Annotated in this window: 2 protein-coding genes; both read right to left on the reverse strand. The window is 70.2% G+C overall.

Going from position 1 to position 1,019, the window contains the following annotated elements; all coding sequences use genetic code 11:
• Positions 1-123 precede the first annotated feature (123 nt).
• A complete protein-coding gene (locus tag MNZ27_RS23230; protein WP_242396433.1) occupies positions 124-513 on the reverse strand; it encodes a hypothetical protein in 390 nt (129 codons plus the stop codon).
• 87 nt (positions 514-600) lie between these two features.
• Positions 601-1,019, reverse strand: a 419-nt coding sequence (locus MNZ27_RS23235; RefSeq protein ID WP_242396434.1) for an integrase core domain-containing protein, incomplete at its 5' end; no start/stop codon positions are given.

Raw genomic sequence — 1,019 nt, forward strand, 5'->3', positions numbered from 1 at the left:
CCCCGCGTCCCCAGCGCGCGGACCTCCGCCCGGATCTGGGCCGCCGCCTTCGTCGTCTCCGTATCCATGCCCGCGAGCGTCGCGCTCGCGCGGCATCCCGTCACGACGGGCTACGGCGAGGACTTACAAGCGGCCGGGGTGCCTACAGGAGCGTGATCTGCCGTTCGTCACCGGGTGGCTTGAGGCGGCGCAGTGTGAGCGCAGCCACGGGATCGCAGGGAGACGGGCGAGCAGCGCGGCGGATGGGCGAGATCCTCGGCGGGTGATGCCGGCGGCGCAGCGAAGGGAGAGGACGAGTTGAGGGGCCGCGATCCAGACGGTAATGCGGGCGCGGAGAGCGACGGAAGCGATCCGGTTGGCCTCGGGTAGCGCCTCGTCGAGGACGAGGTCGGCGCCGACCTTCCCGAGCACTGCGGCGGTGAGCGCGTGGTGGGCGAGCAGGTTCACCTTGCGCGGCAGGCCGCTCGTCGCGTGGTGGATCGCCTCGAGCGCGGCGGGCTCGAAGAGAGGCATCTCAGTCCCGGCGAGCCGGAGGAGATGGACCAGGTAGGCGGCGAGTTCGGAACCTGTCAACGAGAATGAGACAGCGCGCTGCTGAGTTTACTGATGCGTCTCCTCTGTGCGTGAAGGCTGCTGCGGCTTGTTAATCCAGACCTCGCTCGGAACCGCGCCCGCCGACGGGGCGCCGGCGGGGAACCGCTCGGGCCGGGCGGCGAACGCGGCCGCGAGGACCACGTCGCGTGCCTCGAGTCGGGCGGCCGCGAGGCCGTGGTGAACGTCGTGCGGCGTCACCAGGCCGAGTCCGCCGTGGCGGTGCTCGGTGTTGTACCAGCGGAAGAAGTCGGCGCAGTGCGCGCGCCCGTCCTCCATGGAGCCGAAGCGTTCCGGGAAATCGGGCCGGTACTTCATCGTCTTGAAGTGCGGCTCGGAGAACGGGTTGTCGTTCGAGACGTGCGGCCTCGAGTGGCTCTTCGTGACGCCCATGTCGGCGAGCATCAGCGCGACCGGCTTCGAAGTCA

Source organism: Anaeromyxobacter oryzisoli, assembly GCF_022690765.1.
Classification (GTDB): domain Bacteria; phylum Myxococcota; class Myxococcia; order Myxococcales; family Anaeromyxobacteraceae; genus Anaeromyxobacter; species Anaeromyxobacter oryzisoli.

Excerpts from the sequence above, each read along its gene's own strand:
- MNZ27_RS23230 (WP_242396433.1), bottom strand. The coding sequence starts at position 513 with ATGCCTCTCTTCGAGCCCGCCGCGCTCGAGGCGATCCACCACGCGACG.